At 60.5% G+C, this 25,853-nt stretch carries 21 protein-coding genes; all 21 read left to right on the top strand.

The window, feature by feature from the left end; genetic code table 11:
• The first annotated feature begins 34 nt into the window (after nucleotides 1-34).
• The 21 genes from H7688_RS00755 (at nucleotide 35) to H7688_RS00655 (ending at nucleotide 25,839) form a co-directional block, all read left to right on the top strand.
• The gene (locus H7688_RS00755) at nucleotides 35-1,414 is read left to right on the top strand and encodes a TIGR03013 family XrtA/PEP-CTERM system glycosyltransferase (protein WP_183359112.1); all 1,380 of its coding nucleotides are present in this window, start codon (nucleotides 35-37) and stop codon (nucleotides 1,412-1,414) included.
• A 26-nt stretch (nucleotides 1,415-1,440) separates the two neighbouring features.
• Nucleotides 1,441-2,247 (top strand): XrtA/PEP-CTERM system exopolysaccharide export protein, encoded by an 807-nt coding sequence (locus H7688_RS00750; RefSeq protein WP_183359110.1) that lies wholly within the window; start codon nucleotides 1,441-1,443, stop codon nucleotides 2,245-2,247.
• A gap of 37 nt (nucleotides 2,248-2,284) precedes the next feature.
• The gene (locus H7688_RS00745; RefSeq protein WP_183359108.1) at nucleotides 2,285-3,793 is read left to right on the top strand and encodes an XrtA system polysaccharide chain length determinant; all 1,509 of its coding nucleotides are present in this window, start codon (nucleotides 2,285-2,287) and stop codon (nucleotides 3,791-3,793) included.
• A gap of 25 nt (nucleotides 3,794-3,818) precedes the next feature.
• The gene (locus H7688_RS00740; RefSeq protein ID WP_183359106.1) at nucleotides 3,819-4,685 is read left to right on the top strand and encodes an XrtA-associated tyrosine autokinase; all 867 of its coding nucleotides are present in this window, start codon (nucleotides 3,819-3,821) and stop codon (nucleotides 4,683-4,685) included.
• 100 nt (nucleotides 4,686-4,785) lie between these two features.
• A complete protein-coding gene (locus H7688_RS00735; RefSeq protein ID WP_183359104.1) occupies nucleotides 4,786-5,904 on the top strand; it encodes an XrtA/PEP-CTERM system-associated ATPase in 1,119 nt (372 codons plus the stop codon).
• Nucleotides 5,901-7,148: a TIGR03016 family PEP-CTERM system-associated outer membrane protein gene (locus H7688_RS00730; RefSeq protein ID WP_183359102.1), complete on the top strand. Its 1,248-nt coding sequence runs from the start codon at nucleotides 5,901-5,903 to the stop codon at nucleotides 7,146-7,148. Before H7688_RS00735 ends, H7688_RS00730 begins: the two co-directional genes overlap by 4 nt.
• Before the next feature lie 2 nt (nucleotides 7,149-7,150).
• Nucleotides 7,151-7,990: an XrtA system polysaccharide deacetylase gene (locus tag H7688_RS00725; RefSeq protein WP_183359100.1), complete on the top strand. Its 840-nt coding sequence runs from the start codon at nucleotides 7,151-7,153 to the stop codon at nucleotides 7,988-7,990.
• Complete coding sequence (locus tag H7688_RS00720; RefSeq protein ID WP_183359098.1) at nucleotides 7,987-9,018, top strand: FemAB family XrtA/PEP-CTERM system-associated protein; 1,032 nt, start codon at nucleotides 7,987-7,989, stop codon at nucleotides 9,016-9,018. Before H7688_RS00725 ends, H7688_RS00720 begins: the two co-directional genes overlap by 4 nt.
• Before the next feature lie 6 nt (nucleotides 9,019-9,024).
• Nucleotides 9,025-9,963: a glycosyltransferase gene (locus H7688_RS00715; RefSeq protein WP_183359097.1), complete on the top strand. Its 939-nt coding sequence runs from the start codon at nucleotides 9,025-9,027 to the stop codon at nucleotides 9,961-9,963.
• A gap of 162 nt (nucleotides 9,964-10,125) precedes the next feature.
• Entirely contained in the window at nucleotides 10,126-12,537 is a 2,412-nt protein-coding gene (locus H7688_RS00710) for a glycosyltransferase family 2 protein (RefSeq protein ID WP_183359096.1), read from the top strand.
• A gap of 1 nt (nucleotide 12,538) precedes the next feature.
• Nucleotides 12,539-14,422, top strand: a complete 1,884-nt coding sequence (gene asnB / locus H7688_RS00705; protein WP_183359095.1) for an asparagine synthase (glutamine-hydrolyzing) — start codon at nucleotides 12,539-12,541, stop codon at nucleotides 14,420-14,422.
• Nucleotides 14,415-14,942 (top strand): serine O-acetyltransferase, encoded by a 528-nt coding sequence (locus H7688_RS00700; protein WP_183359094.1) that lies wholly within the window; start codon nucleotides 14,415-14,417, stop codon nucleotides 14,940-14,942. The genes asnB and H7688_RS00700 overlap by 8 nt, the downstream gene beginning before the upstream one ends.
• Nucleotides 14,943-14,945: 3 nt before the next feature.
• Entirely contained in the window at nucleotides 14,946-16,172 is a 1,227-nt protein-coding gene (locus H7688_RS00695) for a glycosyltransferase family 4 protein (protein WP_183359093.1), read from the top strand.
• Nucleotides 16,173-16,224: 52 nt separating this feature from the next.
• Entirely contained in the window at nucleotides 16,225-18,807 is a 2,583-nt protein-coding gene (locus H7688_RS00690) for a hypothetical protein (RefSeq protein WP_183359092.1), read from the top strand.
• A 3-nt stretch (nucleotides 18,808-18,810) separates the two neighbouring features.
• Nucleotides 18,811-19,845 carry a polysaccharide deacetylase family protein gene (locus H7688_RS00685; protein ID WP_183359091.1) on the top strand — a complete coding sequence of 345 codons (1,035 nt, stop codon included), beginning with the start codon at nucleotides 18,811-18,813 and terminating at the stop codon, nucleotides 19,843-19,845.
• Between the two features lie 19 nt (nucleotides 19,846-19,864).
• Nucleotides 19,865-21,007 (top strand): GNAT family N-acetyltransferase, encoded by a 1,143-nt coding sequence (locus H7688_RS00680; protein ID WP_183359090.1) that lies wholly within the window; start codon nucleotides 19,865-19,867, stop codon nucleotides 21,005-21,007.
• A complete protein-coding gene (locus H7688_RS00675; RefSeq protein ID WP_183359089.1) occupies nucleotides 21,004-21,645 on the top strand; it encodes a hypothetical protein in 642 nt (213 codons plus the stop codon). Before H7688_RS00680 ends, H7688_RS00675 begins: the two co-directional genes overlap by 4 nt.
• Nucleotides 21,642-22,769, top strand: a complete 1,128-nt coding sequence (locus H7688_RS00670) for a glycosyltransferase (protein WP_183359088.1) — start codon at nucleotides 21,642-21,644, stop codon at nucleotides 22,767-22,769. The genes H7688_RS00675 and H7688_RS00670 overlap by 4 nt, the downstream gene beginning before the upstream one ends.
• Nucleotides 22,770-22,812: 43 nt before the next feature.
• Complete coding sequence (locus H7688_RS00665) at nucleotides 22,813-24,186, top strand: O-antigen ligase family protein (RefSeq protein ID WP_281379378.1); 1,374 nt, start codon at nucleotides 22,813-22,815, stop codon at nucleotides 24,184-24,186.
• Between the two features lie 10 nt (nucleotides 24,187-24,196).
• Nucleotides 24,197-25,150, top strand: a complete 954-nt coding sequence (locus tag H7688_RS00660; protein ID WP_183359086.1) for a phosphotransferase — start codon at nucleotides 24,197-24,199, stop codon at nucleotides 25,148-25,150.
• Nucleotides 25,147-25,839 (top strand): class I SAM-dependent methyltransferase, encoded by a 693-nt coding sequence (locus tag H7688_RS00655; protein WP_183359085.1) that lies wholly within the window; start codon nucleotides 25,147-25,149, stop codon nucleotides 25,837-25,839. Before H7688_RS00660 ends, H7688_RS00655 begins: the two co-directional genes overlap by 4 nt.
• Nucleotides 25,840-25,853 lie beyond the last annotated feature (14 nt).

Below are 25,853 nucleotides of genomic sequence, written 5' to 3'. Positions count from 1 at the left end.
TAGCGCAGATAGCAGCCGAGAAACGAGAACTGTCATGGAATTGCGTACTGTATTGATGCTCATTTCCGATGCCCTGTTGGCCCTGGTTGCGCTGCTTTGCGCACTGGTGCTCCGTTTTGGCTCGCTCACTTTTCCTGAAGAGTGGGGGGTGGATGGGCAGTTCAAGGTGCTTTTCATATTCATCGCGGTGACACTGTTCTCCTCGTATCTCATGGAGGTATACAGCCTCCCCAGGGCCACCCGGAAGCGGGAAATTTTTGCCACCTGTCTGCAAGCGGGTGGGGCCGCCTTTTTCCTGCTTGCGGTGGTTTACTACCTTGACCCGAGCGTCATGTTGGGGCGTGGCATCATCTTCATCTCGCTCGGGCTTTTCATTGTCCTGCAGTTCGCCTGGCACGCGCTCCCCTTCTCGGGGGTGCACCGGGCTCCCTTCGCGCAGCGGGTGCTCATTCTGGGAACCGGCGATCTTGCCTGCCAGCTTGGCGGGCTGTTAAGCGCCCACGCGAGCTCCTTCGAGCTGGCCGGCTACCTTGACTGTGATGCCAGTAAGCCCCAGGAAACCGTGCACCAGTCGGACCTGTTCGATTCTCAGGTCATCTGTAAGGACTCGGAATTACTGGATATCGTGCAGGCATACCGTGCCTCCATGATCGTGGTTGCACTTACCGAGCGGCGTGGAGTGCTTCCGTTACAGGAGATGATGCGCTGTAAACTCGCCGGTATCGAGGTGGTTGACGCGCCCACCTTCTACGAAATCGTGCAGGGCAAACTCATGCTGGAGCAGATGACTCCCAGCTGGATTATCTTTTCTACCGGTTTCCACCGCACTGCCCTCGTCAACATCTACAAGCGCTGCTTCGACGTGCTGCTTTCCCTGGTCGGTCTCCTCCTCACCATTCCTTTTTTCCCACTTATTGCCCTCGTTATCAAATTGGACTCCCCCGGGCCGCTCTTTTTCAACCAGGTGCGGGTCGGCAACAACGAAAAGCCCTTTCTGCTCTATAAGTTCCGCTCCATGCGCCAGGACGCCGAGAAAAACGGCGCGGTCTGGGCACAGAAAAACGACAACCGCGTTACCAGGGTAGGGCGGTTTCTCCGCAACTCGCGCATCGACGAACTACCGCAGCTTTGGAACGTGCTCAGGGGGGACATGAGCTTCATTGGACCGCGCCCGGAGCGCCCGGAGTTCGTGGAGGATCTGAAACGGGATATCTACTACTACTCGAAACGGCACACTATAAAGCCCGGACTCACCGGCTGGGCCCAAGTGCGTTACCCCTACGGTGCCACCGTCGAGGACGCCATCGAGAAGTTGCGCTACGACCTGTACTACATTAAAAACCTGTCCTTTTTGCTGGATACCCAGATTATGTTCGAGACCGTGAAGGTCGTTTTGTTTGGCCGGGGCCGCTAGGGCCGGGACTGGTAAAGGAGTTTGTGATGCGCCTTATGATGCTTGTTTGCTGCCTGTTGGTGTGGCTTGGAAGCGTGGCCCTTTGTGGGGCCGCCGACTACGTAATCGGCGAGGGGGACACCCTCGAGGTTGCAGTTTGGGGGGTGAAGGATCTCAACGTCACGGTGAAGGTGCGCCCTGACGGCAAAATCACGGTCCCCGGGCTTGGGGACGTAGCGTCCAGCGGCGTCACCCCCAGTACCCTCCAGGAACAATTGGCGGTGCGCCTTAAGGACCTGGTGAAGAACCCGATCGTCACGGTTACTGTGAAGGAGATCACCAACTCCCGCGTCTACATCTTCGGCAGCGGGGTTAAGTCTGGTGTCCTTGACCTGACGCGGCGTACCTCGCTTTTGCAGGTGCTCTGTGCCATCGGCGAACTCAAGACCGCCGATCTGCGCCGGGCCTACTTATTGCGCAATGGCAAGAAGATCAAGGAGAACTTCTACACCCTCTTCATCTCGGGTGTCGTCGAAGAGGACCTGCAGCTTGAATCAAATGACGCCCTCTTCCTGCCGCTTTACCTGGACAAGAGCGTCTACGTCCTGGGGGCGGTCAATGCTCCCAAGGCTATCGAGTACCGCGAGGGGATGCGGGTCATGGAGGCAATCCTCGAGTCGGGCGGCTTCAGCAAATTTGCCGATCAAAACGACGTCGTGGTGCGCCGCAAGAAGGGTAACGACGCCGTTTCGCTGGAGGTAAAGGCCAAGCGTCTTTTCAAGGATGGCGACCTGAGCCAGAACATCGAGTTGCAGCCGGGGGATTACATCATGGTGAAGGAGAGCTTCTTCTAGCTGCAGCCGGGAAGAAGCCTCCCCGTAGGGGTATGTCATGCAACCGACGTCTTCGGAATTTCAGTACCGTAAATATCTGCAACTGTTGACCCGGCGCAAGGAACTCTTCGTGGTCCTCGCGCTGGTCATCACTACGGCTTTCTTTGTGGCGAGTTTCCTGCTCCCGAGGAAGTACGAGTCCACCAGTACGGTCTTCATCGAGAAGAACGTGATCTCCGAACTGGTGAAGGGGATCACGGTGACCCCCTCGATGGAGGACACCATCAACGTCCTCACCTATGCCATCACCAGCCGCACCCTGCTTACCAAGGTAGTGGACAGCCTGGACATGAACATCTCCGGTAAAAGCGACCTGGACCAGGAAACCCTCATAAAGGAGTTGCAGAAGAACACCAAGGTGAAGGTTAAGGACAAAAACCTCTTCACCATCTCCTTCACCCACAAAAATCCGAGGGTTGCCCGCGACTTCGTCAATACCCTGGTGCGCGTCTATATCGAGCAGAGCATCTCCTCCAAGCGTGGCGAATCCTACGATGCCACGAAGTTTCTCACCGAGCAGATCGACACCTTCAACCAGAAGCTCAAGAAGGCCGAGGACGAGGTTAACACCTACAAGCGCGACAAAGGCGGCATTATCGCCATCGACGAAGGGAAGCTCTTCGAGGAAATCAATATTGCGCAGCAGAAACTCTACGACCTGGAGCTCAGGCGCCGTCAGCTCGAGGGGATGCGCCAGGTGACCCAGAAGACCAACGACCCGCTCCTGGCTCGCCTCACCACCCTGGAAAAACGTCGCGACGAACTTCTCATGCAGTACAACGAGAGCTATCCGGACGTGATTAAGGTCAATAGCGACATCGAAACCGTGAAGCAGCAACTCGCCGATCGCAAAGGGGGCCAGAGCCAGCCTTTGGAGCCCCAGGAACTCGCCAGGATCGAGGCCGAGATAGGCGCCATCAAGGTGACCGAGGCGGGACTTAAACGCTACATCAATACCAACAAGACGCTCTTGCAGAATATTCCCACCGCCAAGGCCGGACTCGACAAGCTGGAGCTGGAGAAGAAGAACCAGAAGAACATCTACGATCAGCTCTTCGCCCGCCAGGGGCAGTCCGAGGTCTCCAAGCAGATGGAGGTTCAGGACAAGTCCACCACTTTCCGAGTGGTGGACCCCGCCGTCCTGCCGCTTAAGCCCTCGAGCCCCAACCGGCTGCGCATCATGTTCATAGGGTTGGTAGGCGGTCTGGTCGGGAGCTTCGGCCTTTTGGTCCTTCTGGACCAGTTGGACAGCACCGCCAAAGATGTCGATTTTGTCAAGGGGCTGGGACACCCGGTGCTGGCCATTATTCCGCGTCTTCAGGACCAGGAGATGCTGGCCCGGCAACGCCGGCGCTCCCTACGTATCTTCGTCGCTGCAGGGTGCTACCTGCTGCTTCTGCTCGTTTTCCCGGCGATGGAGATTTTTGACCTGCGCGTCATGGACCGCCTGCTGGACAGCATGCACTCCCCTGACTTGGCCACGGGGCTTAAGGGCCTATTGCGCTGACAGCCGCACCATTGAGGAGATAGGTATGAGCAGGATTGAGATGGCGATGGAGAAGGCTGCGCAACTCAGGGAGGCATCCGCCGGTGTTGGGGCCCCGGCGCAGGGGGCCGAGCACGGAGTCCTAGCGCAGGACCCGGTGCTGCCGGTCAGTCAGCGGATACCGGCTTCATCGCAGTACGGCAAGCTGGAGCCTAACAACCCTTTTTTGGTGAACCTGTACGACCCGCACTCGCCCACCGCCGAAGAATTTCGGAAGCTTAAGAGTGTATTGGTGAAGATGACCTCAGGCGAGGTCTTCCGCAACACCCTCATGGTAACCAGCTCGCTCCCCAGCGAGGGAAAAAGTCTCACCGCAGTGAACCTCGCCTTAAGCCTCGCCCAGGAGTTGGACCACACCGTCCTTCTGGTGGACGCCGACCTGCGTCGTCCCTCGGTGCACTGCTACCTGAACGTCGAACAGGGGGTCGGCCTTTCCGAAGTACTCACCGGCCAGGCCGGGCTGGCCGAAACGATTATCCCAACCGGGATCGGCAAGCTCTCAATCATCCGGGCTGGGCACACAGTCGGCAACCCCTCGGAACTCTTTTCCAGCCAGCGCACCAAGGCGGTGCTCAACGAGCTCAAGACCCGCTACCCGGACCGCTACATAATCTTCGATACCCCGCCGGTGCTCCCCTTTGCCGAGTCACGCTCGCTCGCCCACCTCGTGGACGGAGTGCTCTTCGTGGTAATGGAACGGCTGGCCTCGCAGGGTAACATCCGGGACGCCCTGGAGTCCCTCAAGGGAAGCACGATCCTCGGCATGGTGTACAACGCGGCCACCGTAGACAATAATGACGGCCGCTACTCCTACTACCGCGACTACGCTCACCACAAATCGGTACCCGCATAAAGCGTGGGCGGATGCATACCTTTTATGCCGCAGTTGCCGCCGGAATCCCGAAGAAAGTGGGGAGTGCTTCCTCCTTCGGGCTGGGCAACCTGGAGTTTTCATGTACGAGGCATTTTTCAACCTGCGCAAAAAGCCCTTCGAGCTGGTCCCGGATCCGGATTTTATCTATCTGGGGCGGGCCCACAAGAAGGCGCTCACCTACCTCGACTATGGCATCCGCGAACGGGCCGGTTTCATTCTGCTTACCGGCGATATAGGCTCCGGCAAGACCACCCTGATCCGGAACCTGCTCGGCAAACGCTACGAGCGGGTCACCCTCTCGAAGATTTTCAACACCCGGGTGAACTCGGAACAGCTTCTTGCCATGATCAACGAGGACTTCGGTCTGGACGGCACCGGCAAGGACAAGATCACCCTGATCCGCGAGCTTAACGACTTCCTTTTGGAGCAGCACGCCTTGGGGAACCACCCGATTCTGATCATCGACGAGGCCCAGAATCTCGCACCCGAGCTTCTCGAGGAGATCCGCATGCTCTCCAACCTGGAAAGTTCGCACGCGAAGCTCTTGCAGATCATTCTGGTGGGGCAACCCGAACTGCGCGAAACCCTTGCGCTGCCTCAGCTTATGCAGTTGCGCCAGCGCATCAGCATCAACTGCCATCTCAAGGCGCTCTCCCGTCAGGAAATGGGGGATTACATCCAGCACCGGCTCTCCGTAGCGGGCAACCCCGAGGCGCTCCGCTTCCCCGCCGGTACCCTGGACCTGGTCTACCAGTACAGCCGCGGTATCCCGCGCCTGGTCAACATCATCTGCGACTTCCTGATGCTCTCCGCCTTTGCCGAAGAGGTCACCGAGGTGTCGCTGGAGATGGCCCGCGACGTGGTGGGTGACCTTGACTTCGACAACCACTTCTGGGGTGGCTCTCCCCGGGCCGGAGCCGTTGATGGTACGGCCGAAGCCTTTCCTTCTGAAGTTGCCACTGATTCCGGGAGGCTATCCCGTACCCTGGACGAGGTCTGCACCACACTCTCACTGCTCAGAGATGATTTCAAGTCCCACGTGGCGCGTACCGAAGCAGAGATTGCCGATCTGGGGGAGACCGTGGCCGGCCTCGGGGAAAAGCTTGATCGGGTGAGCCGACAGTCAACTGAGTTGCGTCCTGCTGAGCCAGGGTTCGTGCGTCGTCTCTTTGGAGCCGGTGCGGGGGGGGACAAATGAACTCGGTGAGCAGCAGAAGCCTTGAAAGAGGTGCCCTGACCGGGGCCCTGATCTTTGCCTTTTGCTCGGCAGCCTGTGCCGGCGAACTCAAGACGGCGCCGAGCCTTGCCCTGAGCGAGGAGTACAACGACAACATCCTGGAAACCGCCGGCAACCGGCATAGTGATATGGTGACCAGGGTGCGGCCGGGGATTTCCCTCGGCTACCAAGGGCCCCGAGCCACCGGGGATCTCTCTTATACCTTCGACTACCGCACCTATGCGAAGGGGACCAGGTCCGATGAGCAGGTGCACACCCTTAACCTGGTCGGATCCGCAGCCCTGACCGAGAATCGGTTGTTTCTCGATCTACGCGATACCTTGAGCCGGGTTTCCTTGAATGTCACCCGCAATGTGACCCAGGAAAGCCTATTTTTGAACCAGACTGATCAGAACCTGGCCGCGATCTCGCCCTACCTGGTATGGCATCCGGGGGAGAAGGGGGTACTGAAAACCGGTTACCGCTTCGCAGATACCAGCTACTGGGGTGGGCAAGGCATCGACAAACGTTCGCACCAAGGGTATGCGGACTACCTGGTCGAGCTTGCACCACGTTTCTCCCTTAATGCGAACTACAGTTACTCCCGGGTACACACCGCGGCGATCCGCTACCAGCAGCACGACGCCTCGGGTGGATTCCGCTACGAATACGCCACCAACTCCTTTCTCTACGGCACGCTGGGGAACAGCTGGCAGTCCTTTGAGGGGCTGAAAAACACAAGCAGCTTGTTCTGGAACGTGGGGGTTAGCCGGACGTGGCAGCACCTGGCGGCCAGCGTGGAATCCCAGGTGATCTATGCCGAGGACCCCCTGGCCATCTCCACCCGCCAAACCAGCCACTCCGCGCGTCTCGAGTTGCCCTTTACCCACGGGACCCTAGCTCTTAATGGTTCCTACAACAAGTACCAGGGGTCACTCAATGGTATCGCGGACCGCACCAGCCTGGTTTTCGGCGGTAGCGGTCGCTGGGATCTCACGGACCAACTGAGCGCCATGGTCGGCCTGGGGTGGGACCGGGTGCGCGGTGAGGCCACTTCAGCCTACCCGTACCACATGACCGGCAATGCGGGGCTCTCTTACCGCTTCAACTACGAGATAACTGCCAACCTGAGCTACGGCTACGTAGAGTACCGCCGCCGCTTCGAGAGCGCCGCCGACCTCAGACAGACCAACCGGGTGCTCCTGGAAGTCGCCAAGGTGTTTTGATCATGCTTAATGCCCTTACCATCGACGTTGAGGACTACTTCCAGGTACAGGCCTTCGAACCCTACGTGGATCGGAGTCAGTGGGGGAGTTACCCCCTGCGGGTCGCGGAGAACGTCTCGCGACTTCTGGATCTTTTGGACGAGCGCCAGGTACACGCCACCTTTTTCGTGCTGGGATGGGTGGCTGAGCGGCTCCCCCAATTGGTGCGTGATATCCAGTGCCGGGGGCACGAGATTGCCTGTCACGGATTCGGACACCAGCTGATCTTCCGGATTGGCCCCGCGGCCTTTCGGGAGGATATCCGGCGCGCCAAGGCAGTACTTGAGGGGATCACTGGCGTCGAGGTGCGCGGCTACCGGGCGCCGACCTACTCGATCACCGCAGACTCGCTGTGGGCTTTCGACCTCTTGATCGAGGAAGGGTTTCGCTACGACTCGAGCGTATTCCCGATCCACCACGACACCTATGGTATCCCCGACGCACCCCGCTTCCCCCACACGGTGACCCGCCCGGCAGGGAGCATCGAGGAGTTTCCGCTGAGCACCTTGCCGGTTGGACTGGGAACTTTGCACTACCGGCTCCCTATCGCCGGGGGAGGGTACCTCAGGTTGTTGCCAGCGCCGCTGGTCCGCTGGGGGCTTTCGCGTATCAACCAACTAGAGGGCAAACCTGCGGTGCTCTACCTGCACCCCTGGGAGATCGATCCGGATCAGCCGCGCATCAGGGCTGGTTGGAAATCGAGGTTCAGACATTACAACAACCTGCGGCGCACCGAAGGTAAGCTGCGCTACCTGTTGGAGGGGCTTAGCTGGGGGACCATGTCGGAGGTGATGGGGCTATGACCGTTCGTGTGATCCAAGATCTTGACCCGGCCAGCTGGGATGCATTCGTGCAAGCCCACCCCGAGGCTACCTCCTACCACCTGTGCGCCTGGCGCCGGGTGATCGAGGAGAGCTTCGGTCATTGCGGACACTATCTGGCAGCGCTGGACGGTGCTGGTCAGGTGGCGGGGGTTCTGCCCTTGGTGCACATGAAGAGCAGGCTCTTTGGCAACTTCCTAGTCTCCATGCCCTTCATGAACTACGGCGGGCTGCTGCTGGCAAATCAGGAGGCCCAGGTTCCGCTGTTAGAGGCCGCGGACCGGCTGCGCCGGGATCTTGGTGCCGACTACGTCGAGTTGCGGCACCTCGACTTCGAGGTTCCGGGGCTTGCTACCCGGCGCCACAAGGTGACCATGATGCTACGCCTGGCAACCGACGTCGAGAGCCAGTGGGCGGCACTTCACTTCAAGCTGCGCAACCATATCAGGAAGGCTCAGAAAAACGGGCTAACTGCCGTTTTCGGAGGGGTGGAACTGCTCGATGGCTTTTATGATGTCTTTGCCCACAACATGCGCGATCTGGGTACACCTGTCTACGCACGCAGTTTCTTTCACAACGTCTTGACCACGCTTCCGGAGTCGACACGACTTTTTGCCGTGCGCCACCAGGGGATGATCATCGCTGCTGGCCTGGTTTCGCGCCACCGGGATACCCTGGAAATCCCCTGGTCCTCTTCCCTGGTGCAATACCGGCCGCTTTGCGCCAACAATCTGCTCTACTGGGAGGCCATCAGCTGGGCTATCAGCGAGGGGTGCAGTTATTTCGATTTCGGGCGGTCGACCCCGGACGAGGGAACCTTCAACTTCAAGAAACAGTGGGGTGCCGTTCCGGTGCCGTTGGCCTGGCAGTACTTGATGCCAAAGGATGCCCGACTCCCCGATCTGGGGCCAAAAAGCCCCAAGTATCAGGCTGCCATCCGGGTATGGAAAAGGCTACCCGTCCGGATCACCCGTATCCTGGGCCCGGCCATCGTGCGCAACATCCCGTGAGGTTCCATGCAGTTTAGTGTCGTGATCCCCGCCAAGAACGAAGAACGCCACATCGGACGCTGCCTGGACTCCCTTGCGGCCCTGGACTGGGATCCGGCCCAGTACGAGATTGTCGTGGTGGACAACGGCTCCTGCGACGCTACGGTTGCCATCGCCCGGGAAATGGGCGCTATCGTGCTCGAGGCCCCGGGGGCGACCATTGCCAGCTTGCGCAATCTGGGGGCAGCCCGGGGTAGCGGTGAGCTGATCGCTTTTCTCGATGCGGACTGCGCGGTGACGGTACCCTGGCTCAAGGCTGCCTCGCGCTACCTGGCAGCCGATGGCCCCGTTGCCTTCGGGAGCCCTGTCCTGGTCCCGGATGGGGGGACCTGGGTGCAGACGGCCTGGTTCAAGGTTCGCGGCAAGCCGAACCAGGTGGTCCCGGTGGAGTGGCTTGAATCGGCAAATCTTTTCGTGCGGCGCAGCGCGTTTGAAAAGGTCGGGGGGTTCGACGAGCGGCTGGTGACCTGCGAGGATTACGACCTGACTACCCGGCTCAGAGAGGTTGGGGAACTGCTCTGCGATGCGCGGGTCGCCGCCTTGCACTTCAGGGAGCCGGCGACCATCGCCGAATTCTTCAAGAAGGAACGCTGGCGAGGACTTAGCAACTATCGGGAACTGGGCCGGCGTCGGGTGACCTTGAGGGAGCTACCCAGCCTGCTGTTGCCTTTGGGCGCGCTGGCGGTAAGCATTGCCTTGCCCGTACTTTGGGGGCTTTATGCGCTGGGCGGGGAAACCCGGGTGCTCTGGGCGAGCCTGGCGCTGTTACTGGTCTGGGAACTCCCTCTCGGGGCAGTGGCACTGCGCAGATGTGGCACTGGGGAGTGGCTGACGGGGATCCGCCTCTGGGTACTTTTAAACGTCTATTTCTTTGCGCGTGGCACCACACTGGTGGCGCGTGGTTAGTGGTGGAGAAACCAGGGTAGGGCGCCTTATCCAGACAACGGCGTGTGGATCCGGGGCCGGCAGCGTCGCTGACCTGACCCTCGGCTGCGCTGTGGAACTGGTCGTCCTCGGACCGCTGGAGCTGGCGACGTACCGTTTCGGAAAAGAGAAGGGGGCACTGTGATGCTCTGGACCGACCTCACCATGCTGCTGCTGATTTTGTTGTTAGGTTACATCTACCTCGGTTATCCGCTGCTATTGGGGCTCTTGGCCAGCATTTTTCCCCGTGCGCACCGCGTGGACCCTGGGCATCTTCCCCCGCTTACCCTGGTGATCTCGGCCCACAACGAGCGGCCCGTGATGAGGGAGAAGCTCGAAAACTCCCTCGCCTTGGACTATCCGGCTCACCTGCTTTCCATCGTGGTGGTCTCGGATTGCTCTGACGATGGCACCGACGAAGAGGTGCTGGCTTTCTCGGACCGCGGAGTGCGTCTGGTACGTTCTCCGGAACGACGCGGCAAGACGGCGGCACTAAACCTGGCCCTGGCCGAGATCCACACCGAGTTGGTGGTCTTCTCCGATGCCAACGCGATTTACGAACGGCAGGCGCTACGCCGCCTGGCACGACACTTCGCAGACCCCCAGGTGGGCTACGCGGTGGGGTATGCCTGTTACCAGGAAGAGGCGGTCAGCGCGGCAGGAACTACCGAGGGGACCTACTGGAACCTGGAGATCCTGCTGAAACGGTGGGAATCCCAGTTCTCCTCGGTGGTGGGTGGGGACGGCGCCATCTACGCCATTCGACGCACCCTGTACGAACCCATGCTGGAGACCGACATCAACGACTTCGTGAACCCTTTGCAAATCGTGGCCAAGGGATGGCGCGGCATCTTCGACGTTGAAGCCCTTTGCTTCGAGCGCCCTGCCGGGCAGTTCGGCAAGGAGTTCTCCCGCAAGGTGCGTATCGTGAACCGCAGCTTCAATGGGTTCTTGCGCGTCCCTCAGGCCGGTAACCCGCTGCGCAACCCGCGTTTTGCCTGGCAGCTTTTCTCGCACAAGGTGCTGCGCTGGTTCTCACCGTACCTGCTGTTTGCCTTGTTCGTGCTCATGGTGGTCGATCGGGTCTTTGCCCCGGTGGAGTTGCTGGACCAGCTCTCCCTGGGAGGCTGCCTGGTGCTCGGCGCACTGGCCTTGGTAGGGTGGCTTTTGCGCGGAGTTGTTCGGGCTCCTGGGTTGTTGTTTCTCCCCTATTACTTCGTATTGATGAACCTTGCATCGGCGCTTGGCGTACTGCTCAGGTTGCGCGGCAAGACCATCACTACCTGGGCCACCGTGCGCGAGACTGATAACAGTAAGCCCAGGTCGTCAGTTCTCGGGCCGCGTCTGGTGCTTGCCGGGACCGCGCTGGCCGGCCTGGTGGCCTGTAGCGGGGTCGCTCAAGGGCTGTTGCCGTTGCCGATATTGGCCTTGGTGCTCCTGGGGCTTCTTGCACACACCTTTTTGGGCTACCCCTTTCTGCTCATCCCTGCCCAACGCCTGTCGGGCAAACCGCTCGAGCACAACCCGGACTACCTCCCCACCGTGACCCTTTTGGTGGTGGCCTTCAATGAGGCCGCGGTGATCGAGGAGAAGGTCCTCAACTCGCTGGAGCTTGACTACCCGAAGGAACTCCTGCGCCTGGTGGTTGCCTCGGATGGCTCCCGAGACGGTACCGACGCCATCGTGGCAGGCTATGCCTCTCGGGGCGTTGAACTGCTGAGCTTCCCCGTGAACCGGGGAAAGATCTCCGCTTTAAACGATGCCATAGCACGCATCGACTCCGAGATTGTGGTGCTCTCTGACGCCAACGTGATGTACTGCAGTGACGCCGTGAGAAAACTGGTGCGTAATTTTGCCGACCCGCGTGTGGGGGTGGTTTCGGGCAAGGTGGTGCTGCGCAACGGCGCATTGAGTTATGGTGCTGCCGAGACCTCCTACTACGGCCTTGAACATCGGATTCAGGAGCGGGAAGGCAGGCTGGGAGCCCTGATTGGTGCTGACGGTGCCATGTACGCGGTGCGACGCCCCCTCTTTGAGCCCCCCAATCCGGACACCATCCTGGACGACTTGGTAATTGCCATGTCCATCGCTCGACGTGGTTACTTGGTGGTGCACGAAAAGGAGGCGGTTGGCTTTGAAGACAACCACCTTGAATTAGATGGGGAATTTCGCCGCAAGGTGCGCATCATCGCCGGGGGCTACCAGTGTCTGCTGCATGGCAGGGCGCTGCCACGTCTAGACCAGCCTCTGCTGCTTTTCTGCTACCTGTCGCACAAGGTGCTGCGCTGGATAAGCGGTTTTGTTCTTTTGGCCCTTTTCTGGGTGCTTGGGGTGATCGTGTCAAACGGTGGTGCACCATTTTTCGGGGTTATCCTGGGCCTTCTTGCGGGGGCCGCTTTGTTGGCGCTGTGCACCCAGGCCTTTCCGGCACTCAAGAAACTGAAGCCAGCCAATTTCTGCCACTACTTTTTCATGTTGATTACCGCATCTTTGGTCGGCTGTTTCCGGGGCATAACCGGCCGCCAGCGGGTGACTTGGCGCAGGGAGGCGGCCTGAGATGTGCGGCATAGCAGGATTTACCGTAAGTTGCGTCCCGCAGGGGGATCAGGCACTGTTGCAGCGGATGGGCGAGGCGATCCGCCACCGTGGGCCAGATGCCTGCGGGGAGTTTCTGGATCATCGGGTAGGGCTATCGCACCGACGCCTCAGCATACTGGACCTCTCCCCCCTGGGAGTGCAGCCCATGCATTCGCTGGATGGACGTTACGTCATCATCTTCAACGGCGAGATCTACAACTTTCTCGAGCTGCGCGCCGAGTTGGAAGGGGAGGGGGTGCAGTTTCGCAGCCGCACCGATACCGAGGTGATCCTCGCGCTCTACGCCCGCGACGGGGTCGCCTGTCTCCACAGGTTGAACGGGATGTTCGCCATCGCGCTCTACGACCGGCAGAGCGGGGAACTCCTCTTGGCCCGGGACCGTATCGGCAAGAAGCCGCTCTACTACTACCATGGTGGCGCCGATCGCATCGCCTTTGCCTCGGAACTTAAATCGCTTCTGGAGTTGCCTGGTTTCGACCGCTGCGTCGAGCCTAGTGCGCTGGTGGACTACCTGAAGTACCTCTACATCCCGGCCCCCAAGACCATCTATCGCAATGTCCACAAACTCCCCCCAGCCCACTACCTCCTGCTGGCACCGGGGCGGGAACCAGTGCTTCGGGAGTACTGGGACGTGGACTTTTCCGGGGGTACGGGGTCCCTTGCTGACGCCGAGGAGGAACTTCTTGAGCTCTTGGGACGCTGCACCGCCTGCCGCATGATCGCCGACGTGCCGCTGGGGGCTTTTCTCAGCGGCGGGGTGGACTCCTCGGCCGTCGTGGCACTGATGGCTCGCGCTTCCGCCGAGCCGGTGAAGACCTGTAGCATCGGTTTTACCGACCGGCGCCACGACGAGACCCCTTACGCCCGCGAGGTGGCCCGGCTCTTCAAAACCCAGCACAACGAGTACCGGGTTGAAGAGGACATCGCTGGCACGACACAACTCCTGCCGCACTTTTTCGACGAGCCCTTCGCAGATTCCTCGGCGCTGCCGACCTACCACGTCTCCCGGTTGGCAAGACGCGCGGTGACCGTGGCCCTGGCCGGCGACGGTGGGGACGAGAATTTCGCTGGCTACCATAAGTACGCGCTCGAGCTCAAGGAGGACCTGGTGCGCCGCAAGGTACCCCGGCCGCTTTTGGGAATGTTGCACTCCTTGGTGGTGGGTGCGCGCAGCGGGGTGCTGCGCCGGGCCCGTACCCTTACTGAAAGTGCACTCCTTGAGCCGGCCCTGGGCTTTTACCGCACTAACACCTTTGTGGACGACGGGCTCCTCAGCCAGCTCCTGGCTGAACCGGTGCGGCGGGAGGTGGCAGGATATGATCCCGCCCAGCACACCCGGCGCCACTGGAACAAAGTTGCGGGGGCGGACCACGTGACCGCCATGCTCTACACCGACCTTAAGAGCTACCTCCCCGGGGACATCCTGGTGAAGGTCGACCGGATGAGCATGGCCCACTCGCTGGAAGTGCGCGCCCCGTTCCTGGACTACCGGATCGTTGAGTTTGCTGCCCGGCTCCCCTCGCGCTGGAAGATCTCCCCGGCGGGGGAAAAGAAACTCGTATTGCGCAACAGCTTCCAGCGCCTGTTGCCACATGAGGTACTGAACCGGCCCAAGCAAGGCTTTACCGTCCCGCTCGACGACTGGTTCAGAAACGAGTTGCGCCCTTTGGCCTCCCGGGCACTTCTTGAAGATCCCGAGCTGGGGCAGTTCCTGGATGGCACGGTTTTACGCCGGGTCTGGGGGGAGCACCTCACGGGTCGTGTGCAGCACGGTACCTTGCTTTGGAGCCTCCTTATGTTTTCCCTTTGGCAACAGCACTATCTGAGAGGTTCCCATGTTTGAACTGATCCGCGGCGATCTGAACCGGCTGGCCCCCAACGGGAACGCCTCGCTGCGTACCCTGCTGGCCGGACTTCTGTCCCAGGGTTTTCAGGCCATCCTGGTCTACCGCTTCTTCAGCTGGTTGCGCCGGCGTGGCGTCTCGGGACAACCGCTGCGCTTTTTTTGTGAACGTCTGATTGAAATTTGTTGCGGTATCTCCATTCCGGCTGCCTGCCGTATTGGCAAAGGGTTGCGCATCCACCACTTCGGGGGAATTATCTTCCACCCGAGCGTGGAGCTTGGCGAGGGGTGCACCCTGTACCAGGGTGTTACCATCGGCGACCGGGGCGGGCAGGGGGGAGCGGCCCGTGTCGGAAACCACGTCCTCTTGGGCGCGGGGGCCAAGATCATCGGTCCCATAGAGATCGGTGACCACTGTGTGGTCGGGGCCAACGCGGTGGTGACCCGCAACATGCCGGCGGGGACCACCGCCTTAGGTGGGGCCTGCCGTTTCAAGTACTCCGACGGGAGGATCGAATAGCGGATGGGATCTGAAACCACCAGCAAGATCGTGCGCGTTATGGACCTGCGAGGTACCTACAAGGGGGGAGGCGGTCCCGACAAAACGGTACTCAATTCGGCTGCGCAACACGACCCGGGCCAGGTGCACGTACTGGTGACCTACCTGCGCCAGCCCTGGGATGACGAGTTCCAGATCCCTGAAATGGCACGCCGGCTCGGGATCAACTACGTCGATGTCTTTGACGGCAACGGCATCGACTGGGGCTGCCTTAAACAACTGCACCGGTTGATCCGGGAGCACCAGCTTGAGGTGCTGCATGCCCATGACGACAAGACCATGCTCTACGGTTGGCTGCTGCGGTTTGTAAACCCTGAGCTGCGGATCATGTACACCTGCCACTCCCATGCCGTGCACGGGCGGCACGAGTTCGCCAGGTTTGGCGACTATCTCAGGTTCAAGGTGCGCCAGAAGATCCAGATTTTCCTGATGAAACGGTACCCGCAACCCGTGGTGACCATCTCCTGCAACACCCGGCAGCGGTTGGTTGATAACGGCCTACTGCCTGCCGCGGTGCAGGTGCTGCATAACGGGGTCGACCTGGCAACCTGGCGGAACGAAGGTACCCGACCCGTTTTGAAAGAGGAGTTGGGGCTTGAGAAAGAAGAGCTGGTTGTGGGTACCGTGGCTCGGATCACCTATGAGAAGGATTTTCCCACCTTCTTTAGAGTGGTTCGTCTGGTGGTCGACCGGGAACCGCGGGTCCGGTTCGTGATCGTCGGGGATGGCTATGGCGACGAACTTGAGCTGGCCCGCGCAGAAGCATGCCGCCTGGGGCTTGCCGGCGTGGTGCACTTTGCCGGGCATCGCAATGACCTGCGCGATGTGTACGCCTCGCTGGATGTTTTCCTGATGACCTCCCTTACCGAGGGCATGCCCAACACGCTGCTGGAGGCGATGGCACTGGGTGTACCGTCGGTGAGCACCGCGGTCGGCGGCATTCCGGAGCTACTGGTCCACGGCGAAGGGGGCTTTTTGGCCCCGGTTGGTGATGCCGAGGCCCTTGCCGGTCACGTGCTGCGGCTGGTCTGCGACGCCGGGCTGCGTGCGGAGTGTGGGAGGCGCTGCCGGGAGCGGGTCGAGGCAAGATTCTCTTTCGGACGCCGTGTGCGCCAGATGGAGCGGTACTACCGCTGGTTTGCCGGTGTGGGGGAGTTGCCTGAGTGTGACCAGGCGGGACATGGGGGTTGAAAGCGCGGACCTCGTTGTAGCGGGTGCAGGCAGCCTTGGGAGTGGTATGGGAATGGAGCAGGAAATACTGGTGCAGGAGACTGCGGGGGTTGCTCGACTGGGGGAGTTGGTCCGGGTGTCGCTTCCCTGCGAACCCGGCAGCCTCCCTTTTGACCGGCTGGTAGGGGTACTGCCACCTGCGGGGGATGTGCTCGCCTGCCAACAACGGGTGCTGAAACGCTGGCCGGATGGCTCGACCAAATGGCTGTTGATCGATTTCCCTGCTGCGGTGCCGGCCGGGGGGGCCGCGATCTACCGGATCGCCCCGGTATCTGCCTCCCTGCCTGTCGTGGCGGGACTCGAGGTTGTAGCTGGCCCGGCCAGTTGGGAGGTGCGCACCGGTGCTGGAACCTTTACTGTGGACGCTCGCAACTTCCGGCCACTGCTTTCGGTATCCCGTGAGGGTGAAGAACTCCTTGGTGCAGGGGCCAGCCGTTGCCGGCTGATCATCGACGGCCGGGAGTTGGACCCGGTGCTGGAAGTGGTCGAGCTGGAGGACCCGGGCCCGCTTCGCGCGGTGCTGCGGCTGTGCGGCCACTTCGACGGCACCGGCATGCTGCATCAGCTGCGCTTTACCTGCCGGCTGCACTTTTTTGCCGGGTCGCTTGCCCTGCGGATGGAATTCACCCTGCACAACGCCGCAGCTGCTCGGCATTCGGGAGGCCTGTGGGACCTTGGGGACCCTGGGTCCGTGCTGATATCCGAGCTGAGCTGGGGCGTGTCGTTGCCCGAGGCGCGCCGGGAGTCCATCAGCCTGTTCCCTGCTGACCAGGCTCATGTTTTTCGCATGCCGGGGGGGCAAGGCGTCACCCTGTACCAGGAATCCAGCGGTGGAGCCAACTGGCAAAGTGCCAACCACCGCAACCGGGACGGGGTGGTTCCCTTGCAACACCGGGGGTACCTGATCGAGTCGGAGGGTCGGAAGCTTGGATCGGGGTTGCGCGCGGAGCCGACCCTTTGGTGCGGTGGGGCAGTCGGAGTCGGTCTTGCTGCGGCACTTCCCACTTGTTGGCAGGAGTTTCCCAAGGAGCTCCGAGTCGGCGCAGGATGGCTGGAAGTCGGCTTTCTGCCGGGCCGCTTTCCCGATCTGCATGAGTTACAGGGGGGCGAGCGCAAGACCCACTGTGTCGAACTTGACTTCCTGGCCCCAGCTGATCCCCTTTTCGGGGCCCTGGCCCCGCTTCGGGCAACCCTGGCTCCTCGGCACTATCGTGACTGCGGCATCTTCTTCGATCTGCCTTTCCCGGGTGACCTCGTGAGCCGGTTTACCGGGCCTCAGGACTTGCTCGGCAAGCGTGAGATGCTCGACGAGTACGGCTGGCGCAACTTCGGGGAGGTCTATGCCGACCACGAGGCGGTTGGCCACCAGGAGGGCGGCTGCTTCGTCTCCCACTACAACAACCAGTACGATCTCTGTGGTGGCGCTTACCGGCAGTTTTTCGCCACCGGCGATCTTCGCTGGAGGGAACTGGCGGGCGATCTGGCGCGGCACGTGCTGGACATCGACATCTACCACACGGATGAAGACCGTGACGAGTACAATCACGGTCTCTTCTGGCATACCAGTCATTACATAGATGCAGGCCTCTCTACCCACCGCACCATGTCACGCGAGCACCTCAAGGAGAAGGACCCCCGTTTCTACGGCGGTGGCCCCGGTTACGAGCACTGCTACACCACAGGCCTTGCCTACCATTACTTTCTGACCGGCAACCCCGAGTATCGCAATGCGGTGGTGGGGCTCGCGCTTTGGTGCTTCCGTGCGCTTACCGGCTCCCGGACCGTGCTGGCTACCCTGCACCAGACGGTGCGCAACCTGAAACTGCTGCGGCACTACGGCGTGGAGAGTCGTCCCTTGTTCCCCCGGTTTCCGCTCACCCGGGGCACCGGCAACGGCTTGACTGCTTGTCTGGACGCCTTTGAGGTAACCGGGGAACCGCGGTTTCTCGCCTTGGCCGAAGAACTGATCCTGGGCGCGCTGCATCCTGACGATGACTTGGCAGCCCGTGACCTGCTCAACGCCGAGATTTGCTGGTCCTACACCGTCTTGCTTGCGGCTCTTGGCAAGTACCTGCACAAAAAGGAAGAACTCGGGCAACTGGACGAGGCCTACCAGTACGGGCGCGCCTCCCTGCTGGCCTACGCCCGCTGGATGCTGGATCACGAATACCCTTACCTCGATAAGCCAGAGAAACTCGAATTCCCCAACGAGACTTGGGCCGGCCAAGACCTGAGAAAAGCTGTGGTCCTTTACCACGCAGCTCGCTTAGATGGCGCTCTGGCTCCCCGGTTCCTGCTGCGGGCGCGTGAACTCTATGACACGGCGACCTTGCAGTTGGCCGCTTTTCCCACCAGCACCCTGACACGCCCGGTTGCGCTCATGCTGCAAAACGGTTGGATCGGCGGGGCGCTCGAAGCTGGCGCCCCCCCGTTGGCTCCGGTGCCACCCCAACTCCGTGCCCTGCCGGGCCAGCCTGCACAGGTACTGAGTATCTTGCCAGTGCTGGCGCGCTGCGTGGGCGAATTGTGCTATGCCCTGGGCCATCTGGACCTGCGCCGGGAAGCTGCCTGGCTACGGGCCAGGGTGGGGGCCTAAGCCGTGGCAGGCAAGCGACTGGTGACGGCTCTGCTTACCTCGCTTGGGGTAGACCACCTCTTTCGCAGGGTAAACCGTGATCGGGTATTGGTGCTTATGTACCATGCCATCACCGACCAGTTGCACCACCCACCGGTCTGGACCCACCTGCCGGTGGCCTGCTTTCGGCAACAGCTTGAGTTTCTCAAGACGCACTATCAGGTGATCGGGCTTGATGAGTTCCTGGAGGCCCAGGCGGGGCGTACCGCGCTGCCGCCGCGGTCAGCGCTTATTACCTTTGACGATGGATACCGTAACAACTACCGGGTGGCCTTTCCCGTACTTAGGGAACTGGAGCTGCAGAGCACCGTCTTTCTCACCGTAGACCGCATCGGAAAACGGCAGCTGCTGTGGCTCGACGAGTTGTACCTGCATCTGAGCGCACCGGGCAACCGTGATGCCGCACTGCCGTTGCCGACCGAAGACGCCTTTCGCGCCTTCCAGGCGGGACTAGTCGGGGAGGCCTACCACCTAAGCGCCGAGCGGCTCAAATTGACCCCCCCGAGGGAGCGCGCCGCGTACCTGGAAAACCTGCGGCGGGTCTCACGTCTGATCCCGGGCCACAATGACGAGGACTTCCAACTGCTTGAGTGGGACGAGGTTGTCCGTATGCGGGACTCAGGGCTCGTGAGTTTTGGCGTACATACGGCTACGCACAGGATCCTGAGCGAGCTGGAGAAGTCCGAGTGGGATGCCGAGATCGCCGCACCAAAGCGCAAGCTGGAGGAGATACTAGGAGCGCCGCAGACAGCCTTCTGCTTCCCCAACGGCCGCCCTGGTGTCGATTACCGGCCGGAGCATCTGGCTTACCTCAGCTCCCTGGGGTACCACTGTGCTTTCACTACCCGGTCCGGGCTGCACCGGTCTGACGGGGATGACCTCTTCCAAGTGCCCCGGATTGCGGCCGGGAACGACGTCACCTCCGAACCGGAGTTTTTTAGGCTCAATACCTCCGGGTTTATACCCTGGCTGCGCGACAGCTTGGGCAGGTCGGCCTAACCCGAGGCCAAGGAATACGATGACTGGTCATCCCCTGGAAAAATGGACCGACTACCGCGAGTTCTGTAGCGCTCAGACGCAGTGGGAAGAATTTACCGGACGGCTCTTTCCCGAGAACTACAGTAAGACCTTCCCCTGGCTTGCCGCTTGGTGGGAGAGCTACCTTGACCAGGGGGAGGCGACCGTTTACCTGCAGCGGGACAGCCAGGGAAGGATTGCGGCCGCTGCCCCCTTCTTTAGTCGCTGGGAGCATTTTGGAGGACTGCCGGTACGCCTTCTGCACCTTGTCGGTCACGGTATCGGCACTGACGATCTGCTGGTGGGACCGGATGCCGATCGGTTCTTGCCGGCGCTGGTAGGATCGCTTTGTGAAGAATCCTGGCACGTGGCACGCTTCCACCGGGTACGCAACGCCGGACAACTTGCCCAGCTACTTGAGGCCGTTCGGGCTGTCGGCTGCCGGTACACCCTGCAGGAGAGCCTTGATTACCTGGTGGAGCTACCCGGTGATTACCAGCAGTACCTCGGGTCCCGCAGCAGGAAATTCCGGCGCAACCTGAACCAGGCAGAAAACCGGCTGAACCGGCTGGGGAACGTGGAGTTCCTGGTGCTTGATCCCTATCGCGATGCCGAGCGCGTCATCGACGCGGGATTGCGTATCGCCCGGGGGAGCTGGCAGTACCGGCAGGGGCTCAGCCACTTCAACGAAAGGCAACGGGGTACCCTCTATGAGAGCCTATCGGCTCGGGGACGTGGGGCGGGGGGCGAGGACTTCAACCTGCTGCTGGTGGACGGTAATCCGGTCGCCTACTTGCTGGGGTGCCGGCGCCAGCGCACCTACTATGCCGTGGACACCGCCTTTCATGAAGACTTCCGCAGCGTATCCGCGGGGCGGATTTTGTTCAACAAAATCGTGGAGCGCCTGATCCTGCAGGGCGAGGTAGACCTGCTCGATTTTGAGGGTGCCGGCGAGTACAAGGACGACTACGCCAATGCCACCCTTACCATTCAGTCCGTGTTAGTGTACCGTCCTTCAGCGTATGGCAGGTTGGTGCGCTGCTTCAAGGAATCCGCACTGTTCCCGCGCCTTAAGGCCCTGGGGCAAGGTTTTGCCAAGGGGTCCCGACCCCGTCCCACCCCAAAGGAGCAACCCGAGCCATGAACCTCAGGCACCAGCTTGACCGCTATGGATACGTGCGGACCGGCTTCGACATCATGCTCAGGCTGCTCTACCGTTTCAACAAAGGGCAGATCCTCAACTGCTACGGTATGCCTGAAGAGGCGGTGCTGAAACCGGCGTTGAGTCTACCTTCCGAGTTGCGTCACGGGTTTCTCGAACCCGCCGAGTTACTTGATCTGATCGATCCTGTGCGCATGACGATGGACCGAGAATTTGCCTGCCGCGCCTTCGCTAAGGGGGACCGCTGCTACGGCGTCCTGGACGGTACCACCCTCGTCCACTTCAGCTGGTTCGCGGTGACCCCCACCGTGGTGACCGACGGATTCAGCCTGAGATTCCCGGAAACGGGGGCCTACCTTTACAACGCCTATACCGATACCGCGTACCGTGGCCGGCAGCTGTTTCCGTTCGCCGTGCAGCAGGCGATGCGGTTCTATTTGGAACAGGGGTACGAGAAACTGCTCACCATCATCGCTGCCAATAATTTCGGTTCCATAAACGGGGTGGTCAGGATAGGTTTCCTCCCTGTCGGTCGATTCGTGCTGCTGCCAGTCCACAGGCGTGTCCTTACCTCGGGAGGATGTCATCGCCACGGGATCCGGCTGGAGCAGTGCCTATGAGGTCCTCGGCTACCGGGTACGATCCGAAGCGGGTGCTGCACGTCATCCTCACCCTAGGAGTGGGCGGGGCTGAGCAATTGGTGTATCGGATGGCCTTGGCCGGTCCGCGGGATCAGCGACCGGCGGTTTGCTGCCTGCTATTTTTGGGCGAACTGGGCGAACGTCTCAAAAAAGACGGGGGCAAGGTCTACTGTCGTAACCACCAGGGGGGGATTGACCTGGGTATCGTGCGCTGGCTTAGGGAGATCATCGTGGCCGAGCGTATAGAGGTCGTGCATGCCCATACCTATACGCCACTTTTTTACTCGGTTCCTGCGGTACTGGGTATGTCGGGGGTGCAGGTAGTCTACACCGAGCACGGCCGGCTCTACCCGGAGCGCAGCAGTTGGAAACAGCGCTTGGTCAGCCCGCTGCTTGCCGCTGGAACCAGGCACCTGGTGACCATCTCGGAGAGCACCGCGCGTGCCATGCATCGCTATGACAACTTCCCGTTCCGGCGCATCCGGGTGATCCACAACGGTATCAGCCTGGAACATGTACGAGGCCGTGCTGTCGACCTAGGGGCCAAGCGGAGCGAGCTGGGCATTGGGGCCAGAACCCGGGTTGTCGGGACCGCCTGCCGCATCGAAGAGATCAAAAATCTGCCTATGATGCTGCACGCCTTCCAGCGGGTGGTCGAGCAGGTGCCCGATAGTTGTCTGCTGGTAGCCGGCAAGGGGAGCCGGGAGCAGGAACTCAGGGAACTCGCTCAGCTGCTGGGTATCGGCACCCAGGTAAAGTTCTTGGGGCTGCGCGACGACCTGGCCGAGATCTACCCGCTCATGAACGTGTTCCTGCTCTCTTCGCTCACCGAGGGAATCTCGGTCACCCTGCTGGAATCTATGGCGGCTGGGGTCCCGGCAGTCGCCACCGCGGTTGGGGGGAACCCGGAGGTTGTGCTGGAGGGGGAGACCGGTTTTCTGGTCCCTCTGCACGACGATGCCCTGATGGCCGAGCGTATCCTCTACCTGCTACGTGACCCGCAGCTGGCAGCCGGTTTTGGAGCACGGGCCCGGGTCAGGGTGCTGGAAGAATTCTCTTTCGACCGAATGCTGCAGCGCTACCAGGAGCTTTACCAGGGATGATCTATTCAAGAAGGGGTAGCCGGAGCTTCGAGGATCAAACGACATGCGTGTAGCCATCCTTACCGCGCTGTATCCGCTGTTGGCGCTCAGCAGCTTTATCAACCCGTACTTTGGGGTGTTGAACTACACCTTCGTTTCGGTCGTGCGTCCCGAGCAGCTTACCTACGGGGTGTCCAGCATCTCCTATGTCTTTGCCATTGCTATCGTCTGCCTGTTGTTATCCTGTCTGCTCAGAGGCGAAAATCTGGTCGGGGCCCTGAAACAGCGCTTTTTCGTCCTGTTCCTGGCGTATGTTGCGGCCTGCTACCTGGCCACCGCGATCGCAGGCCATACCGTTTTCGGGGAGGAGCGTGGCAGTTTCTATTACCTGAACCAGTTGCCGCAGATCTGCTGCTTTTGCCTCTGCCTGTACGCCGTTTTGATCCGGCTCAAACCGGCGCAATTCGAACAGTACCTGGCCATTTTGACCGGTCTGGTCTGCTTTATGGGCCTTTGGGGTATCGATCAGCACTTCCGCGGGAACATACAGGTCGAAAAGCTCTTCGGTTACGACCGTTGTGCGGTAACCAGCGTATTCGTGCTCTATCTCCCCTGGTCGGTGCACTACATCAAGAAGCCTAGTGCGCGCAGCAAGGCTTTCGGGGTGCTGCTGCTGGCAGTGTTTGCCACCATGATTGTCTTTACGGAATCCAGGGCCGGGTTGCTAGGGCTTGCGGTCGTGCTGTTAGGACTGTTCTGGTATTCGCGGAGAAAACTGTTTTTTTTAATCTGGTCGCTGTTTTTCGCCCTCTTCGTATTGGCCATCATGCCGGAGACCCAGATGGAGCGCTTCCAGTCGATGCAGACCGCCAACGTTGAGGAAAGCGAAATCACCGATTACTCCTCAGCTTCACGGCTTTTGATGTGGAAGCTTTCCCTGAAGATGATCCCGGACCACCCGTTTCTGGGGGTGGGGTTCCTCAATTTCGAGAAGGCCAACAAGGAATACGGTGCCGCCTTCAAGGGGTTCATCGACGATCGGCTTTACGTGGGAACCTTCGGTGGCCCCGGTCGTCCCGGCCTCTCCCATACCCACAATACCTATCTTAACCTGCTGGTCGAAGGTGGGATCCTGGCCACCCTGCCGTTTTGCCTGCTTATCCTGCTGCCGCTGCGTCGTGGGCACAAAATGAACAAAGTATGGCCGAAAGACCGCCCACCCCAGCTGGAGATGGTCAACCTCATCAACGTGGGGGTATGGGGGTTTCTGGTAACGGCGGTTTTCGACAGCCTCATGCTGGTGGATTTCTTTTACTGGAACTTGACCATTGCCTATTTCTTGGTCAGGGAACTGGAACGCCAGGCGGAGCAACCAGCAGAAGCTGCCGAACCGGTGCTCGGTGTAACGGCAGAGCTGCCCGAAGGACGCCCGGCCTGATGGAGGAATCATGATACACGACCCCGCCGTCCTGCTCGACGACGTCTCGCAGCGACTTAAAACGGAACTCGGAGTGGAGTTGACCGGCAGCAACCTGCTGGATCGCCGCTACTTTTCCCACATCTACGAGTTGCTTGGTACCTCTGCAGAAGGGGAGAAACGTTACGTCCTTAAGCTGAGCACTACCGAGAGGTCCTGTCAGGGGGAGTATCGGATGTACCTCGAGTTGAACCGGCTTGGAGTTCGGACTCTCACCCCGGTGTTGTTTTCGGGGAGCCACAACTACCTGGTCACTGTAAAGGAAGAGTTGCGGGATCTGCCCGAGGTGCTCAGGTCCGTAGGCTCCATTGAGGAAATATCCGGTTATTTCTTCAGACTGGGCCGTTTTCTGAAAGACGTGGAGGAAAAGACCCGCCGGGAGGCGCACTTTGACAAGGAGGCCTTCGACGCCTACCTGGCACCGCGGATACAGCAGATGGCCAGTGTTACACAGCGTGACAAGGACCTGCTCTGGCGGCGGACGGCGGCTTTAACCGCCACGCTTGATCACAAGCCGGAACTGCATTGCCTGGTCAGCGACTACAACCTCGGGAATCTGCACCTCGACGCCGAGCAGCAGTTCGTGCTCCTGGACCTGGGGGATGCCTACAATGGCTCGAGCTGCTCCAATCTTGCCGCCGTCTATCTTTCGCTTAAGTTCGGCCCTTTGCAGCAGTACCTGGAAAAACGCCAGCTCACCGCACGCTACTTCTCGGCGTTCCTGGAGGGGTTCGGTACCGCGGCCCCCGGGCAACCAGAGTTTCTTGTCTACCTGATCCGCGACCTGGTCTGCATGATCCTGTTCGTGGAACAGCATCCCAGCGGCAGCAACAACCCCGTCCGCAGGTTGATGTCCCGCGCTTCCAACCACTACCAGGCTGCACGTTACTGGAGTTACTTAAGGTCCCTTACGGAGGATGTATGAGCACAGAGATGGGAAAAGACGGAGTTCAGGATTACACACTACTGGCCTCTGACTATGACGCATTGCGCTACACGGAGGAAGGGCAACTCTACCTTGACCACTTGCGCCACCAGGCCATGAGGGAGTTGCTGTGTCCTACCCGGGAGATGGAGATCATCGACGTCGGCACCGGAACCGGAAGTGGCATCATGTTCTTCGCCCGGTCGGTGAAGAGCATGGTGGGGCTGGATGCCACGGCGGCAATGCTGGATAAGGCCAGGGCGAAGATGGAAACCCTGGGAATCGACAACGTCCGGCTGATCCAAGGTAACGCCTTCGAGCTTCCCTTCGACGACGAGAGCTTTGATCATGTCATCTCCTTGAATTTCATCCACCTCTTTGCCGCCTTTTCCCTGGACCGGCAGATTGCGCTGGTCGCAGAGATGGAAAGGGTTTGCAAGAAAGGGGGACGCGTCGTCATCGAGTTTGACAACAAGCGGTTTCTCAAGGAACTGGGCAACAGCTTCGACGAACTGCCCCGTATGAGTAGTACCATGCGGCTGGAGAAGGTGGTGGGCACCTATCTTCCCAAGACCAAGACTCTGTTCCGGGTTTCGAGGGGGTTGGCCGGCTTGTACTCATCCTTGGCCCGGGTCCCGGTGTTGGAACGCTTTGCCTACAAGTGGATTGCCCAGTACCGCAAGATATGAGGTAACACCCGGAA

Origin of the sequence: Geomonas limicola (assembly GCF_014193675.1) — a bacterium.
In the GTDB taxonomy this organism is placed as follows: domain Bacteria; phylum Desulfobacterota; class Desulfuromonadia; order Geobacterales; family Geobacteraceae; genus Geomonas; species Geomonas limicola.
The sequence above is the reverse complement of the archived record's forward strand: the minus strand, read 5'-3'. Positions and strand labels throughout refer to the sequence as shown.